The following is a 15929-nucleotide window of genomic DNA, read 5'->3' on the forward strand; positions in this document are numbered from 1 at the left end:
CGATCAGGGATGCGATTCGCGTCGTCCGATCCCCTCGGCGATGAAATCCAGCACGAGGGTATTGAGGCTGACTCCCTCTTGCTTGGCGCGCGCAGTCAACTTGCGGTGGAGCGACTTGGGCACGCGCTGCACGAACCGCCCTGATTCGCCGCCTTTGCCCGGCTCGGGCACCGGGTCGCCAAATTCGCGCGCGGTCAGAATCCAGCTCGTGACGGCATCGCGGGCACTCTCAAGCGCCTCCGGTATGGTGGCGCCGTCGGCCATGCAGCCTGGCAGATCAGGAATCGACGCGCTGCGTTTTCGCTCGCAGGCCGAGAAGCACGAGCTCTCCGCGCTCTATGAAGAAAAGATCAAGCGGATGGGGAATGCCGGGCGTAACGGCGGCGAGTATTACACCCCGCGTCCGCTCATCCGGGCGATGGTTCAAGTCGTCGCGCCCGAGGTCGGGGAACGTGTCTACGACGGCGCCTGCGGCTCGGCGGGCTTCCTGTGCGAGGCACTCGATTTCATGCAGTCCCGGCCGGGGCTCACCACCGCACAGCTCAAGACCCTGCAGGAGCGAACCTTCTACGGCAAGGAGAAGAAGTCGCTCGCCTATGTGATCGCGATCATGAACATGATCCTGCACGGTATCGACGCACCGAACATCATCCACACCAACACGCTCACCGAGAACCTCGCCGACATCCAGGAGAAGGACCGCTACGACGTCGTGCTCGCGAATCCGCCCTTCGGCGGCAAGGAACGCAAGGAGGTCCAGCAGAACTTCCCGATTCGCACCGGCGAGACCGCCTTCCTCTTTCTCCAGCACTTCATCAAGATCCTGCGCGCCGGCGGGCGAGCCGGTGTCGTCATCAAGAACACCTTCCTCTCGAACTCCGACAACGCGTCGGTCTCACTGCGAAAGCTCCTCCTCGAGTCAAGCAACCTGCATACCGTCCTCGACTGTCCGAGCGGGACCTTCCAAGGGGCGGGGGTGAAGACCGTGGTGCTCTTCTTCGAGAAGGGTGCGCCGACGCGCACCGTCTGGTACTACCAGCTCGACCCAGGTCGGACGATGGGAAAGACCACGCCCCTCAACGATGCCGACCTTGCCGAGTTCGTGGCCTTGCAGAAGGACTTTGCCGACTCGCCGAAGAGCTGGAGCCTGGATGTCGCGACGGTCGACACGGCGACCTATGACCTGTCGGTGAAGAATCCCAACGGCGGGGAGACCGTCGCCCACCGCAGCCCTCGGGACATCCTGGACGAAATCGCCGCGCTGGATGCCGAGAGTGCAGCAGTGCTGGCGGAGATCAGGGGGCTGCTATGAACCTTACCCAGTCATTCTTTGATGACATTCGTGGACTCATCACTTCCGCTCGCGCCATCGTGGCGCGTGGCGTCGATCTTGTTCAGGTACGCACCAACTATGAGATCGGGCGGCGCATTGTGGAACAAGAACAAAAGGGCGAAGAGCGCGCTGCTTATGGGCAGGAGATCCTTCGAGCGCTGGCGGACAGACTGACCGGGGAGTTCGGAAAGGGCTACTCGCTTTCCAATCTCAAATCGATGAGGCAGTTCTACCTGCTATACCAAAACCGGATTGGTCAGACGATGTCTGGCCAATCGAAAACAAAAAGCCAGACAGTGTCTGGCCAATTGCCAAGCGAGGGCGATCAAGAAAGCATCGGGGCATTCCAGATTGTCCATACAGCGCCTGGGCAATCGTCGCGCCCCTTCTCGTTGAGCTGGTCGCACTACGTCTTCCTGCTCGGCATCAAGAACGCCGACGAGCGCAGCTTTTATGAAATCGAAGCCACCGGGCAAAACTGGACGCTGCGCGAACTCAAGCGCCAGTTCGACAGCGGTCTCTACGAAAGGCTGGCCTTAAGCCGCGACAAGGAAGGCATCCGCCAACTCGCGCGCGCAGGCCAGATCGTCAGCCAGCCGCAAGACCTGCTCAAGGAACCGCTGGTGCTGGAATTCCTCGGTCTCGCCGAGAAAAGCCGCTATTCCGAATCCGATCTCGAAAGTGCCATTATCGACCGCCTCGGCCAGTTCCTTCTCGAACTCGGCAAGGGCTTCCTTTTCGAGTCCCGGCAAAAGCGCTTCAGTTTCGATGACGACCATTTCTTCGTCGACCTCGTCTTCTACAACCGCCTGCTGCGCTGCCATGTGCTGATCGACCTCAAGCTCGGTAAGCTCACGCATCAGGATCTCGGCCAGATGCAGATGTACGTCAATTACTTCGACCGCTACGTCAAACTGGAAGGCGAGAACCCCGCCATCGGCATCGTGCTGTGTAAGAAAAAGCACCAGGCGCTGGTCGAAATCACCCTGCCCAAGGACGCCAACATCCACGCCCGCGAATACCAGCTCTACCTGCCGAGCAAAGAGGAATTGCGGCAGAAGCTAGAGGAGTGGATAGCGGAGGTGGAGGGGTGAAGGAGGGGTGGGAGAAGAAGGCGGTCGGCGAAATTGCTGCCCATTCGCTCGGCAAGATGTTGGACAAGGCCAAAAACAAGGGGGAGCCAAAGCCGTATCTTCGCAATCTGAACGTCCGCTGGTTCGACTTCGATTTATCTGATGTCCTTGAAATGCGGTTCCTTCCCGAGGAAGCCACCAAATACACCGCGATTAAAGGTGACGTACTTATTTGCGAGGGTGGTTACCCTGGACGGGCCGCCATTTGGCAGCGAGACGAACCAATTTATTTCCAGAAAGCGCTCCATCGCGTGCGGTTCAATGAACCCGAGCGCAACAAGTGGTTTCTCTATTACCTGCTCTCAAAAGATCTCGATGGAACGCTGAGGAATCACTTCAATGGCGCGGGAATCCAGCACTTCACAGGCGAAGCGTTAGCGCAGTTTGAAGTTCCATTACCGCTTCTCCCCGAACAACACCGCATCGTCGGCATCCTCGACGAGGCTTTTGAGGGAATTGCGACGGCGAAGGCGAATGCCGAGAAGAATCTTGAGAACGCGCGGGCGGTTTTTGAGAGCGAGATGAACGCGTTCTTTGCGAAGAAAGGGAATGGGTGGAAGGAAACGCATATTGGAGAACAGCTAACCCTCCAGCGTGGCTTCGATATCACAAAAAGTGAGCAAGTTGATGGCGTAGTCCCTGTGGTCTCAAGCGGTGGCATTAAGAGCTACCACAGCAACGCAATAGTCTCTGCTCCAGGTGTTGTAATTGGAAGAAAGGGGACTTTAGGGAAAGTGTTTTACTTAGAGAAAGACTTCTGGCCACATGACACGACGCTTTGGGTGAAGGACTTCAAGGGCAATAACCCGAAGTTAATTTACTATTTTTTTCTTGGGCTTGATGTCAAAAAGTTCGATTCCGGCGCAGCGAATCCCGCATTGAATCGCAACAATATTCATCCCCTTTTAGTTAATTGGCCGCCTATTTCACAACAAGCGAGTATTGTGAGCACGTTAGACTCTTTAAGTGCGGAAACCGAGCGCCTCGAATCCATCTACAAACGCAAACTCTCCGCCCTCGACGCCCTGAAGAAATCACTCCTCCACGACGCCTTTACCGGTAAGCTCTAGATCGCGCTCAGAACGCTATGCACTGTTCCCGGATTGTATCGGTTTCGGTAGACTCAGCGATTGTCGGCGCTGGCGCGGGTTAGAAAGAGTAAAGAATAAACTATTAAACCGCGTCGACTCTGACGCCACAGATAAGAGCCAAACTGGTTGATGACTCAAAACGACGCATACCGTGATGGACGCGGTTTAAGATGAACGAAGCCGAAACCAGAGCCGAGCACATCGATCCCGCGCTCAAAGCGGCGAGTTGGGATGTCGCCGAAGGAAGTCGTAGGGTGGACAAGCGCAGCGCAGTCCACCAACACCGGTGCGGGTTCTGGTGGACTTCGCTCTCGCTCGTCCACCCTACGGCCGGGATGATGAGCAACGCCTTGCGCGCGACGAATCAGCTCAATTTCTTGAGAATGTGATTTGCCAGATACTCGTTGATCTCGACGTGCCGCGGGACGGGCTGAGATTCTCGGGTCTTCGGATTCTGATACCAATCGTGCCGATCGCCGTGACGGATCAGGACACAGCCCATTTGCTGGAGCCTGGCGATCAATTCACGCCGTTTCATGCGACCGCGAGCTCTCCGACACGGCGCACGGACGGAATGGCGCCACTCGTCAGTTCCTGATAAATGTCTCTCAGGTTATCCTGCAGCTCTTCCAGCGTTTCGCCTTGTGTCGTGTAATCCGGGTACTCTTCGAGGTACCCGAGCCACATGCCGTCATCTTGCCAATAGGTATATTTGAGCACTGTCATGGCACGCCTTCACCGGTTCGCAATTGTTGATCAGGAAAGGGCTTTAACCGCTTTGCGACCCCTTTTCTCCGCTGTCGACGCCCTGAAGATATCACCGGTCACCTCCGGCGAACACCCATGAACGAAGCCGAAACCAGAGCCGAGCACATCGATCCCGCGCTCAAAGCGGCGGGATGGGGTGTCGTGGAAGGGAGCCGGATCCTGCGTGAGTACCCGATCACGCTCGGGCGTATCGAGGGGAACGGCAAGCGCGGGAAGTCGCTCACGGCGGACTATGTGCTGGTGTATCGGAACCATAAGCTCGCGACCTTGGAAGCGAAGGCATGGGACAAGGCCCTGACCGAGGGCGTGGGGCAGTCGAAGAACTACGCGTGCAAGCTCACGATCCGCTTTGCCTTTTCGAGCAACGGGCAGGGCATCTACGAAGTCGACATGGAGACGGGCGCCGAGGGCGAAGTCGCCCGGTTCCCGACACCCGAGGAGCTGTGGAACCGCACCTTCGCCATCGAGAACGTCTGGCGCGACCGCTTCGCCCTGGTGCCGTTCGAGGACAAGGGCGGGTTCTTCCAAGGGCGCTACTACCAGGACATCGCCGTCGAGCGGATCCTCGCGGCGATCGCCGAGGGTCGCGACCGGATCCTGCTCACCCTGGCGACCGGGACCGGCAAGACCTTCATCGCCTTTCAGACGACCTGGAAGCTGTTCCAAAGTCGCTGGAACCTCTCGGACTGGAAAACGGACGGAGCGCCGACGCGGCGACCGCGGATCCTCTTCCTCGCCGATCGCAATATCCTCGCCGATCAGGGCTACAACGCCTTTTCCGCCTTTCCGGAGGATGCCCTGGTGCGGATCGCCCCCGCGGATATCCGCAAGAAAGGCAAGGTGCCGAAGAACGGCAACATCTTCTTCACCATCTTCCAGACCTTCATGAGCGGGCAGACCGATGACGGGAAGCCGGCGCCCTATTTCGGCGAGTACCCGCCGGACTTCTTCGACTTCATCGTGATCGACGAGTGTCATCGCGGGGGTGCGAACGACGAGAGCACCTGGCGGGCCATCCTGGAATACTTCGCGCCTGCGGTTCAGCTCGGGCTCACCGCAACACCCAAGCGCAAGGACAACGCGGACACCTACCGCTACTTCGGCGAGCCGGTCTTCATTTACTCGCTCAAGGAGGGCATCAACGACGGATTTCTCACCCCGTTTCGCGTGAAGCAGATCGCAACGACGCTCGACGAATACATCTACACGCCCGACGACGCCGTGGTCGAGGGCCAGATCGAAGCGGGTAAGCTCTACGAGGAGAAGGACTTCAACCGCATCATCGAGATCAAGGAGCGCGAGAAGAAGCGCGTCGAGATCTTTATGGCCGCGATCGATCAGCGCGACAAGACCCTGGTGTTCTGCGCCAACCAGACGCACGCGCTGGCGGTGCGCGACCTCGTCAACCAGGCCACGACCAGCAAAGACCCGAACTACTGCCATCGCGTCACCGCCGACGACGGCGCCTTGGGCGAGCAGTATCTGCGCGACTTTCAGGACAACGAAAAGACCATTCCGACCATCCTGACCACGTCTCAGAAGCTCTCGACCGGCGTGGACGCGCGCAACGTGCGCAACATCGTCCTGATGCGTCCGGTGAACTCCATGGTGGAATTCAAGCAGATCATCGGCCGCGGCACGCGACTCTACGACGGCAAGGACTACTTCACCATCTACGACTTCGTGAAGGCGCACCACCACTTCAGCGATCCGGAGTGGGACGGGGAGCCGATCGCCCCCGAGACCTGCGAGCGGTGCGGCGAGTCCCCGTGCGCGTGCGAGACGCCGGACCCCGACCCCTGCGAGCGCTGCGGAATGGTGCCCTGCGTCTGCATCAAGGAGCCACCACCACCCTGTCATGTCTGCGGCGAGAGCCCCTGCGTCTGTGCGAAGCGGCGGAAGGCGCGCGTGAAGCTCGCCGACGGGAAAGAGCGGGCCATCCAGCACATGACGGTGACCTCCTTCTGGCACCCCGACGGCACGCCCATGTCCGCCCAGCAGTTCATGGAGGCGCTGTTCGGACGGTTGCCCGAGTTCTTCAAGGACGAGGACGAGCTGCGCCGGCTCTGGAGCCTGCCGGACACCCGCGCGAGGCTGCTCGCGGGGCTCGCGGAGCAGGGGTTCGGAAAGGCACAGCTTGCCGAGATGCAGAAAATCATCGACGCGGAGAAAAGCGACCTCTTCGATGTGCTCGCCTATGTCGGGTACGCGGTCGCGCCGCTCTCGCGCGAGGATCGCGCGGCACGGGCGAAGGTCATCATCGATGCGCGCTTCTCCGGCACCCAACAGGCCTTCCTAGACTTCGTGCTGCTGCATTACGTGCAGGTCGGCGTCGAGGAGCTGGAGACCGAAAAACTGACACCCCTGCTTAAACTTAGGTACCGGAACTCGTTGAGCGATGCGGTCGTCGATCTCGGGGGTGCCGTCGAGGTCAAGGGTCTCTTTGTCGACTTTCAGAAGTGGCTTTACGCCGAGGCGGCCGCGTAGGGCGGGTTCGGCGATCAGGCCAAGGGCTACGCGATCATCCCGATGATGTGACCACCGATCAGCCGGGTACCCGACGCCCGGGGTTGTCCACGCAGACGCGATTTCGGCCCGCGGCCTTGGCGGTATAGAGTGCCCGGTCGGCCCGCGAGATCAACGACTCGATGGGCCTCAGGCCCGCGGCGGCGCCGTCGACGGGCGGATCGGTCGCGCTGAATTGGACAGCCGGTGGAAACGGAACCTCCCCGGCGATGCCGATACTCACCGTCACGATGGGCGCCGCGTCGGATTCGTCGTGAGGAATGGCCAGAGCGCGCACCGCGGCGCAGACCTTCTCGCCCAGCGCGACGGCGCTCTCGAGTGAATCGCCGGACACCAGCACCACGAATTCCTCGCCCCCGTAGCGGGCCACAAGGTCGCCGGATCGGTTGGCCGTCTCGGCCACTGCCCGGGCCACGCGACGCAGGCAGTCGTCGCCCTGGATGTGGCCATAGCGGTCGTTGTAGCGCTTGAAATGATCGACATCGATCATGAGCAGGCCGAGCGGTTGTCGACATCGCGCCGCCCTCCGCCACTCCAGGGCCAGACGTTCATCCAGTGCACGGCGATTGGCGATGCCCGTCAGCGGGTCGCGGTTACTCAGGCTGTGCAGCTCGACGTTCAACGCGGCCAGCTTGATGTGGACACCGACCCTGGCCCGCACGATGGGCGGCTTGATGGGTTTATGGATAAAGTCGACCGCTCCGGCCTCGAGTGCCCGGATCTCGTGCCCCTCGTCGCCGAAGGCGGTGACGAAGATCACCGGGACCTCGGGATACGTCTGCCCTAGAATCCGACAGGTCGCAAACCCGTCGAGGTCCGGCATGTCGGCATCGAGCAGGATGAGGTCGGCCGGGTCATTCGCCATGACGGCCAGGGCGTCCGTGCCGCTGACGGCAAAGTACAGCTCACCCTGACCCTCGAGGGCTTGGGCCAAGACCTCGATGGCCGAGGGATCATCGTCGACGATCAGTATTCTGGCGATGGCGGTCACGCGCTTGCCTTGTCGGTGATACTGCATGTTCAGGCGGCCTCGACAGCATCCAGGATCCCGAGCGCTTCCTCGTAGCGCAGATCTCGGATGGCGCGCTCGAGTGCCTCGATTGCGGACTCGCCCAGCTCACGTGCAAGCGCCGGACGCAGCTCTTCGAAGCGGTGCCGGGCCCGCAGGTTGCGACGACGCAAGTCTGCGCGCAGTGCCTCGAGACGATTCGCATCCAGGGTAACAGGTGTTGCCGGTGCCCGTGTGCCGGGCGTCACGGCAGCATCCCGCCAAGGCGCGCTCGCCACCAACAGCTCCGCGACCTTGTGGTCCAGGGCGGCGAGCCGATCGTCCAGCCCCGTTTCGCCTCGGTCGATGGCCATTTCCAGTTCTCCGGCCAAGGCCATCAGGTGCTGTGCGCCGAGCTGGCCCGCCCCGCCCCTTAAGGTATGCATCCGCCGTGCGGCGGTTTCCCGGTCTCCCAGGGTCAGATCCCGGATCGTGTGCTCGGCAGCGTCGACGTATTTCTCGGCGAACCGCTGCAGCAGCCAGAGGAACATCTCCCGATTATCCATCAGGATCTCGGCAGCCCGGACGCGGTCGATGCCGGCAATGTCGGGGAAGCCCTCGGTCGTGTCGTCGGCGAACGACTCAGTGGGCGTCGCCGACCGATCAGACGACACCGCCCGATCAGACGACACCGCGGCGGCGGCTCCGAGCACCGGCGCACCTGGTTTGATCCAGTTCGACAAGAGCATCGTCATCTGTTCCAGATCCAGTGGTTTGGGCAGGACGGCACTGACGCCGGCCGCGCGCGCCGCCTCCTGCTCCGCGGGCAAGACGCCCGCGGTGAGTGCGATGACCGGCAGGTCCTTGAGACCCAGCTCCTCGCGGATGAGCCGGGTCGCGGTCAGGCCGTCCATCACCGGCATGCGCACGTCCATCAGCACGGCATCGAAGGCCGCGGCGCCTGCCTTGAGCTGGTCAACGGCCTGTCGGCCGTCGGCAACCAGGGTGGCGGTCGCGCCTTCGAGCGCCAGGACTCGCTCGGCCAGGTCGCGGTTCATGGCGCTGTCGTCCACCACCAGGACGTGCGTGCCGGCCAAGCGCGGCCCGGCAGGCCGGGACAACTCGGCAGCGCCCTGGGCGCCGAACGACAAGGCCGCTTCATCGGCGCAGGCCCGTGCCAAAGACAACTCGAACCAGAAGGTGCTGCCCTGGCCCACTTGACTCTCGACACCGATCTCGCCGCCCATCAGGGTCAACAGGCGTTTGCTGATGGTCAAGCCGAGCCCGGTGCCGCCGAAGCGCCGCGTGATGCCTTCCTCGGCCTGGGTGAAGGGGGTGAACAGCCGCTCCAGGGCCTCCGGCGCGATGCCGATGCCGGTATCCTCGACAGCGAAGCGCAGGCGTATGGCGGACGCGTCGCTGCGCAGCGTCCGTACCGAGAGGGTCACTTGGCCCTCTTCGGTGAACTTGATGGCGTTGCCGAGCAGGTTGATCGCCACTTGCTCCAGGCGCAAGGCATCGCCCAGGAGCGGTCCCGGGGATGGTCCCGTCAACTCGACCCGAAAGGCGAGTCCTTTGGCCCGGGCGCCCGGCGCCATCAGGGCGTCGAGCCGCTCGAGCAGGCTCTCCAGCGTGAAGGTGCGCGGCTCCAGGCGTAACCGGTCGGCCTCGATCTTGGAGAGATCGAGGATGTCGTTGATGATGGCAAGCAGCGACTGTCCCGCGATGCGGATGCGCTCGACCATATCGCGCTGATCGGCCGTGAGCGGCTCTCGGTTGAGCACTTGGGCCAGGCCAAGCACGACATTCATCGGGGTGCGGATCTCATGACTCATCTGGGCCAGGAATTCGCTCTTGGCCCGGCTGGCGGTCTCGGCAACCGCGCGGGCCTCCTGCAGCTTCAGCTCGTAACGCTTGCGCTCGCTGATGTCGCGCGAGACCACGAGGCAGCCGCTGTATCGCTCTGCCGCGTCCACCAGCGGGGTGATCGTGACATCGGTCCAGACGGTCGTGCCGTCTTTACGGAACTGCTCCAAATCGTCGCGAAACTCGGGCAGCAGGGCACCGGTCTCGGCCGCGGCGCGGCGCTCGGCAAGATGGGCGCCGACAGATGCGGCGAACTGCGGGCGCAGTCCCTCCGCGAACCTCTGTTGCATCACCTCGTCCACGGAATAGCCGCGCAGCTTCTCCACCGAGGGGCTGACGTAGGTGTAACGGTCCTCCGGATCGACAACAGCGATGAAATCGCTTGAATTTTCGGCCAGCAGGCGGTATCGCGCCTCGCTGGCGCGCAGACTTTCCTCGGCCTGTTTGAGCTCGGTGATATCGATGCCGATGCCGACCAGGTAACGGTCGGCGTCCGTCATCAGCCGCTGGGCACTGAGCAAAAACCATTGGTATTCCGGTCCCCCGCGCACCAGCACCCGGCCTTGCAACGTCTGGTTTCGTCCGGTTTCGAAGAGGTCGTCGATGTGTCGGGCGATCCGGTCGCGGTCGTCGGGATGGAACATCTCCAGGGCATTGATTCGGTCGATGTCCCCGTCGTTCAGATGGCCCAGGACCTGACGGCGTGCCCGGTCGTTCCAGCGCAAGAAACGCCCCGTCCGGTCGAGAAGAGAGAAGATGCCGGGAATACCGTCGATGAGGGCTTGGCTGAACGCCTGCTCGCGGAGCAGCGCCGCCTCGGCCTGCTTGCGCGCGGTGATGTCCTGAACCTGGGAGATGAAATATCTGGGTTGGCTGCGGACATCGCGGACCAGTGTCGAGGCGATCTGTCCATGGATGATTCGGCCATCGCGATGGCGATACCGTTTTTCAAAGGTTGCGCTGTCGCTGCCGCCGTGTAGGGCGCGACCGATATACTCCGCGCTCAGCGCCGCGTCTTCCGGAACCGCCAGGTCGTTGACCGTCATCCCCTCCAGCTCCCGACGGCTATAGCCGAAGACGGCGCTCATCTTGTCGTTGACCTGCAGGAGTCGGCCTTGGATGTCGACCAGGCACATCCCGGTATTGGCGTTGTCGAAGGCGAGGCGGAATTTTTCCTCGCTTTCCCGTAATGCCTCCTCGGTCCGGCGGCGCTCGGTCACATCTTGGATCATCGCGATGAAATACCGGCATTCAGCATCCGGCCCACGAACGCAGGCCACGCTGAGATCCGTGGGGACCACCCGGCCATCGGCGCGAATATAGCGCTTTTCGAGCGAATAGCCGTCGATCTCGCCGCGCATCACCCGTTCGTACTCGGCGACATCCGCCGACAGATCATCGGGATGGGTCAGGTCTGCCCAGGTCTTGTTCGCGAGCTCCTCGCGCGAATAGCCCAGGATGGCGCACATCCGGTCATTGATCTCGAGCCAGCCTTTGTCCAGCGATGTGACGGCAATGCCGATCAGCGGCTGTTCGAAATAACTGCGCAGATGTGCCTCGCTCTGCCTCAGTGCCGCAGTGCGCTCCGCGACCCGCTGTTCCAGATGCCGGGTGTGGGCTGCCAGCTCACCTTCCGCGACGCGCAGGTTTTGATTGAGCTGTTGCAGCTCTGCGAACGCATCGCGCAACCGCCGAGTCATGCGGTCGAACGACTCGCCGAGCTCCCGCAACTCTCTGATGGACGAGGGCGGGAGTGGCTGATCAAACTCGCCCTCGGCCAATCGTCGGGTCGCCGCACTCAGCTCTCTCAAGGGGCGGCTGATCGCCCCGGCGGCCACCAAGCCCAGCAAGACGGCGATGAATAGCGCCAACGCGGCGAACAGGAGCGTTCGGGAGATCTGCTCTGCGATCAGGGCCGTGAAATCCCGTTGCGGCGCCACGATCAGGGTGAGCCAATCCGGGTGGCTGATACCCGAGTCGGTCAAGGTGATCTTAGCCAGGTAGCGTTGCCCGTCGAGATCGAAGTCGAAGCTCAGCGGGGCCGTCAATTGTTTGAGCTCCGGCTGCAGCATCAGCAGTCGCCGAGCCGCCTGACGTGTCACCGAATCGGTGCTGGCGATCGCCGCGAGGCGCCGGGGCTCGACCGCGACGTTCTGCGCGTGGTCGTGAAATGCCCCGCTGTCGAACGGCGTTTCGCCGGTGGAAGTGGCGACCAACAGACCTTCGCGGTCGACCACAAAGGCCTGCCCGTGGTGGCTGATCCGCAGACCCTGAAGGAGCTCGCCGATGTCCGTCAGGGTCATGCCGGCGACCAATACGCCCTGTGGTGTGCCCTGTCCATCGTCGAACGGAAGGGCGTAAAAGCTGACCAAGGCGGGGTTTTTCTGCCCCTTTGCCAGGCTCACCGACAGGCGCCAACTGCCTTGTCCGTCCTCACGCACGGACGGATACCAGGGTTTCCCCGGCGGGTCGTCGTGCGGATCGTAGTTCTCGCGCGACTCGATCAGCTCGCGCGGGTGGCCCTGCGAATCGGCCCGATAGTGATGCAGGCGGTAACCCGTCGCGGCGTCGAATCGGCGCAGGATCAGGGCGTCGCTCCCCTGTCGTGCCAGCATCCGCAATTCTCGCCGCTCGGTGACCAAACCGATGCTGTCCGCGCCGGGATAGAGTCCAAGCTGGGCTGCAAAATGCCGCTCCAACCCGTCGACATCGTCGGGATCGAGCCGGCCTTGTTGAATCAGCACCGCGTTGGTGTGGACGATATTGCGCAGCCCGGTCCGATACTCGGCCATGCGTTGGTCGGCGCGGTCGCCGATCTCCGCCAGCAACTGCTCGGCGAGAGTGGTCACGGCATTCTGGCCGGCGTGATAAGACAACAGGCCAACCGTGCCCACGGCGCCGATCACCAGTGCGGTGAATCCGGTGACCAGGAGGGTCCGCAGCGACGTGTTGGCGATGAACCGTTTGACCTGATGCAGCACCTGTTCAGACCCTCTCCCTTCGGCCCCCTCCCGCGAGGGGAGGGGAAGTCGCGAAGACCTTGTTCGGACGCAGGTTCTTTCCTCTTGCGGGCGAGGGCCGGGGATTGGGGCGCGGACCTTCGGCCGGGATCAGGCGGACCGACAGGTCGGCGTCGTTTCACCTGTATTGCGATGCGATGCCCTCCAGGCGCTGGACGATCGGGTCGACATGCTTCGCGGCCAAGTGTTCATCGATCGGAGAGCCGGCGAGGGCCGCCTTCACCAAGTCTGTCACATAGGGTACCGTTCCGGTCACCTTCTCGCTCAAGTCACCGAGCAGATCCATCATTTGATCGGACATCGCTTGGGATTCAACCTTGTTCAAGACGAACCAGGCGTTGTCGGTCCCCATCTCCGTAGTAAATCCGTGGATCCGCCGGGCGATCGAGACGGACTCGCGGGTGCAGTCGAGAACGCCGAGGATGATATCCATGCGATCGGGGATTCGGCGGCCGAAATGCTCGACCCCGGCCTTCTCGTCGATCAGGCTGACGACCTCGTCGTCGAGCATGAAGTCTCTCACAACCTTCTCGATAGGTCCGTCGCAGCCTTGGCCGTAGGTCTCGATCTTCCCCGCCTGCAGCAGGCGCAGATTGCCTCTTTCAAGTGAATACTCGGGGCCGATCTCCGTCGACAGATTGATCGGCTTTGCCGGCACCGGGTTCGACTCGCCGATCCGCGTCAGCGGCGAGGGATCGTCCACCGGGCAGGTCACGCGCTCGGTACCGCCGAAGAACTCGATCAACGGTTTGGGCTCGTTCTGAACGCCCACGCCGAATAAGAGACGAACGAGACCCTCGGGATTCGAGGCATCGCCGTCGAGCACCATCACCCGATAGTCTCTTCGCTGCAGAACGGCAGCGATCAAGGCGACCAGGGTGCTCTTGCCGCTTCCCCCTTTGCCGCAGACCAGGATGCGTTTGCGCGCGAGCGCTCTCGTTGGCTGGTCGATTCGACGCGTCTGCTCTCCGGCCATTGTTCAATACCTCTGCTTAGCGAGCCTGGATCTTTCTGCCGACCCTGATCCGGTCGGCATTCTCATGCCGACAAGGACGCCCGTCGGCTACCCGGGCGACGTCGCCCGTCCGACAAGGCCGATTTCCCGGCCAACGCCGCCATCGATGCAGCGCGCGCCGAACGCATGACGGAACGCGTCCCTTGCGGCATCTCCCGTGCAGTGGGTCGGCACCACGTAGGCGACCTCCAGATCCTGCAGCGCGCGAATCGCCCGGTCGATCCCCGCGGCGTCCGAGTACATGAGGTGAAAACCGCCGATGGCCCAATCGATCTTTTTCCGCAGAAGGCGCGAGGCGTGCTCGACGATCCGCTCCATTCCGGGATGTGCGCAGCCGCTGATGACTGCCGTGACGCCGTCGGCCTCGATCACCATCGCGTGCTCGGGAGGGTCGCTGTCGAGCATGCCGGTTGAAAAAACGCCCGGGGCGAGCGCTACAGGGTCGGTCCCGACGACAACCAACTCGCCGCACAGACCATGAAGATCATTGATCAGATGCTTCGAGAAACCCTCGTGCACGACGAGGGTCGCCTGCGGATTCATCTCCAACACGGAGTCCAATCCACCCATGTGGTCCCAATGCGGATGTGAGAGAAAGAGCAGATCGACCGATTCCGGGGCGATGTCGAGCGCGGCCATGTTCTTCAGCAGGACGCGGCCGTTGCTGCCCGTATCGAACAGGATCGTCCGGTCTGCGACCCGAATCAGGGCCGCGAAACCCCAAAGGCTCGTCAGGCCCGGGACGCCGGGATAATTGTCGAACAGGATGGTCATGCGGGAAGGGTCGGTCATCGGTCGCTTCCTCGGGCCTCCCGAGACCTGGCTCGGGTCGCCCGTGCCGGTGCGGGTCGGGGTTGCGGGAAAGCCGGCTGGTCAGGGCCCGCAGAGCGGGGCGAGACCGTCACTCGGCATCGAGGGTGCTGATGTCCACTTCGCTGAACTTTAGTGCCCGACTCAGCCGCTGCACATTGATGATTGACCATCTCCGCCAAATAATCAGCCTGCACCGACCGAGGGTGTGCGCATCGTGCGAGCCACCGAGCTCGCGGATCGTCCGGCGGCGTGTTTGGATTCACGGACGGGACAGCTCATGGTCGTTCCGAGTCGACATCTTCGAGCGCGCCGCGTCGGCGCCTGCATTCTGAATTCCCGACAGCGAGAACCAAGCACATGAGATCGATACGACCGGAGCGCATCTTGATGACCTGGGGAGTGCTGGCCCTGCTCTCGGCATCGCCCCTGCGAGCCGATACCGATCTCGCAACCGCCGCCAAGGTCGAGACCATCATCGCGCTCAACCAACACCTCAGCGGCTATTCGATCCAGGTCCTCTTGCGGGACGGGCGCCTGCGCATCGAGGGGTCGGTACCGAGCGTCATCGAGCGAACCCTGGCCGAGGATCTGGCCAAGCTGGTTGCGAACGGGATGCCGGTGGACAACGCGCTCGACTTGGACGCACCCTTCGCACGGAGCCCGGGGCCGCTCACTGCCCGGGTCGAAGACCTGGATGTGGCGACCAGGATTCGGGAGCGCCTGGAGTGGCAGAGCAGCACGAGCGGGCTGGAGGTTGCCGTCGAGATCGACGGGGGCATCGCTCGCCTCAAGGGTCGAGTCGGCTCGGCCGGAGCGTCCGATCGCGTGGCGACTCTCGTCGGAACCACCGAAGGGGTTCGCGAGGTCTTCAATTACATCAACGTCGACCCGGATGTCTTGACCGCGGAGCGCGAGCGGCAGGCTGCCCTCGCCGAGGTCAAGCGCTCCGATACCTGGATCGCCGATCGCCTCGAGGCCGTCCTGCGCTACGACACCACCGTGAACGCGGGGAGCATGGAGGTGAGCTCGAACGACGGGGTGGTGTTGCTTCGCGGCACCGTCACGTCGCTGGCCGAACGCCAGGTTGCCGAGGCGCTGGCCGGCGACATCTTGGGCGTGCGCGAGGTGGAATCGCTGCTGAGTTTCGAGAGACCCATGTGACGCTCGCGGTGCGCGTCTCTGTGCACCGCCATGATTTCCGGGAAAGCAACGACCGCCGGGAGCGGTTTAAGTTGCCCCGGGACCTGCAGGTCCGTGCGGGCGGGATGCTCACTCCCGGAAATCGCCCGAGATCCCCTTCGGTTGCGGCACACATCGATCATCAGCTATGCCACGGACGCCAATCATCGATTGGTCCGATCGCCAGTAGGTCGTTA

11 protein-coding genes and 1 pseudogene are annotated in these 15929 nt (G+C 62.5%); 5 read left to right on the forward strand and 7 right to left on the reverse strand.

The window, feature by feature from the left end; all coding sequences use genetic code 11:
• Positions 1-3 precede the first annotated feature (3 nt).
• Complete coding sequence (locus tag BLV04_RS25520; RefSeq protein ID WP_093028913.1) at positions 4-264, reverse strand: toxin-antitoxin system HicB family antitoxin; 261 nt, start codon at positions 262-264, stop codon at positions 4-6.
• Between the two features lie 19 nt (positions 265-283).
• On the opposite strand from BLV04_RS25520, the pseudogene BLV04_RS05700 reads away from it, so the two are divergent.
• The 3 genes and pseudogenes from BLV04_RS05700 to BLV04_RS25235 all read left to right on the forward strand — a co-directional run.
• A pseudogene (locus BLV04_RS05700) lies at positions 284-1312 on the forward strand (HsdM family class I SAM-dependent methyltransferase); the annotation flags it as partial.
• On the forward strand, positions 1309-2427 hold the full coding sequence (locus BLV04_RS05705; RefSeq protein WP_093028915.1) for a PDDEXK nuclease domain-containing protein: 1119 nt from the start codon (positions 1309-1311) through the stop codon (positions 2425-2427). The pseudogene BLV04_RS05700 and the gene BLV04_RS05705, both read left to right, overlap by 4 nt.
• Entirely contained in the window at positions 2424-3536 is a 1113-nt protein-coding gene (locus tag BLV04_RS25235; protein WP_217633659.1) for a restriction endonuclease subunit S, read from the forward strand. Before BLV04_RS05705 ends, BLV04_RS25235 begins: the two co-directional genes overlap by 4 nt.
• 385 nt (positions 3537-3921) lie before the next feature.
• On the opposite strand, the gene BLV04_RS05720 is transcribed toward BLV04_RS25235, so the two are convergent.
• Together BLV04_RS05720 and BLV04_RS05725 are read right to left on the reverse strand one after the other, a co-directional pair.
• Positions 3922-4095, reverse strand: a complete 174-nt coding sequence (locus BLV04_RS05720) for a type II toxin-antitoxin system HicA family toxin (protein WP_093028917.1) — start codon at positions 4093-4095, stop codon at positions 3922-3924.
• Positions 4092-4283 carry a type II toxin-antitoxin system HicB family antitoxin gene (locus BLV04_RS05725; RefSeq protein ID WP_093028919.1) on the reverse strand — a complete coding sequence of 64 codons (192 nt, stop codon included), beginning with the start codon at positions 4281-4283 and terminating at the stop codon, positions 4092-4094. The genes BLV04_RS05720 and BLV04_RS05725 overlap by 4 nt, the downstream gene beginning before the upstream one ends.
• Positions 4284-4400: 117 nt before the next feature.
• Here BLV04_RS05725 and hsdR point away from each other — a divergent pair, with 117 nt between their 5' ends.
• The gene (gene hsdR / locus BLV04_RS05730; RefSeq protein WP_093028921.1) at positions 4401-6812 is read left to right on the forward strand and encodes an EcoAI/FtnUII family type I restriction enzme subunit R; all 2412 of its coding nucleotides are present in this window, start codon (positions 4401-4403) and stop codon (positions 6810-6812) included.
• A gap of 58 nt (positions 6813-6870) precedes the next feature.
• On the opposite strand, the gene BLV04_RS05735 is transcribed toward hsdR, so the two are convergent.
• The 4 genes from BLV04_RS05735 to BLV04_RS05750 all read right to left on the reverse strand — a co-directional run bounded on the left by BLV04_RS05735 (position 6871) and on the right by BLV04_RS05750 (position 14532).
• The gene (locus BLV04_RS05735) at positions 6871-7869 is read right to left on the reverse strand and encodes a diguanylate cyclase (RefSeq protein WP_093028923.1); all 999 of its coding nucleotides are present in this window, start codon (positions 7867-7869) and stop codon (positions 6871-6873) included.
• Positions 7870-7871: 2 nt separating this feature from the next.
• Positions 7872-12686 (reverse strand): PAS domain S-box protein, encoded by a 4815-nt coding sequence (locus BLV04_RS05740; RefSeq protein ID WP_093028925.1) that lies wholly within the window; start codon positions 12684-12686, stop codon positions 7872-7874.
• Positions 12687-12843: 157 nt separating this feature from the next.
• The gene (locus BLV04_RS05745; RefSeq protein ID WP_093028927.1) at positions 12844-13701 is read right to left on the reverse strand and encodes a nucleotide-binding protein; all 858 of its coding nucleotides are present in this window, start codon (positions 13699-13701) and stop codon (positions 12844-12846) included.
• Positions 13702-13788: 87 nt separating this feature from the next.
• Positions 13789-14532 (reverse strand): MBL fold metallo-hydrolase, encoded by a 744-nt coding sequence (locus BLV04_RS05750; RefSeq protein ID WP_093028929.1) that lies wholly within the window; start codon positions 14530-14532, stop codon positions 13789-13791.
• Positions 14533-14910: 378 nt separating this feature from the next.
• On the opposite strand from BLV04_RS05750, the gene BLV04_RS05755 reads away from it, so the two are divergent.
• Complete coding sequence (locus BLV04_RS05755) at positions 14911-15714, forward strand: BON domain-containing protein (RefSeq protein WP_093028931.1); 804 nt, start codon at positions 14911-14913, stop codon at positions 15712-15714.
• The last annotated feature ends 215 nt before the right edge of the window (positions 15715-15929 follow it).

It is taken from the genome of Thiocapsa roseopersicina, from assembly GCF_900106925.1.
Lineage (GTDB): Bacteria > Pseudomonadota > Gammaproteobacteria > Chromatiales > Chromatiaceae > Thiocapsa > Thiocapsa roseopersicina.